1 protein-coding gene is annotated in these 766 nt (G+C 54.7%); it reads right to left on the reverse strand.

Features of this window, described 5'->3' with window-relative positions; translation table 11 throughout:
• On the reverse strand, positions 1 to 766 hold a 766-nt coding region (locus tag B5F34_RS17200; protein ID WP_162609365.1), incomplete at both ends, for an N-6 DNA methylase.

Raw genomic sequence — 766 nt, forward strand, 5'->3', positions numbered from 1 at the left:
GACGGTTGCACCGGCTTCCGGCGTTTGGACTTGGCTCCTTTCTTCCTCTCCGGTTTCAGTCCCCGTTCCGCCAATCTGCGCTCTTCCTGCGTGTAGCCGAACAGGTCATACAAGTCCATGACAGGAGCTTCGTGTCGTTTCGTTTCCACGACCTGCGGTGCGGATTTTACCGCTTCTGCATTTGGCTGTACCGTTTTTTCTTCTATTTCCACCTTCGGCTGTTGTACTTCCTGAACTTGCGGCTGGACAAAAATCGTCTGTGTTTCACGCTTTTCAGCCTTGACACCATTGTAACGTTCCAAGTCCAGCCGTGCCGACAGGTCCGCCGACAATATCCGGTACAAGTCCGTGGCGATGCCCTCCACGCCGCCGCTGTGCGTATATACCATAGCCGGCTTGCCATAAGGGTCGGTATCCCTTTTCGCTTCGGTGTGGATGATGTATTCCGGGTGGTCGAAAAAATACCCGTTGGTGGAAATTCCCGTATGGTTGTTCTTTACGACATCGCCCAACCTCTTGTCCTCTTCGGAAAGCTCTTCCTTGCCCTCGTTCTTTTGCAGGATAATCAGGTCGCACCCCACCTCCGTGTTGGCATTTTCCGTGAACAGGTTGTTCGGCAGGCGGATGGCGGACACCAGATCCGCCTGTCTCATCATCATGTAGCGTGTGCCGCCGTTGCCCTCCGTATCCAGCACGCCCTGCGAGGTGATGAATGCCACGATACCGCCGTCACGCACCGTGTCCAGTCCTTTCAGAAAGAAATAGG

Source organism: Mediterranea sp. An20 (genome assembly GCF_002160055.1).
In the GTDB taxonomy this organism is placed as follows: domain Bacteria; phylum Bacteroidota; class Bacteroidia; order Bacteroidales; family Bacteroidaceae; genus Bacteroides; species Bacteroides avicola.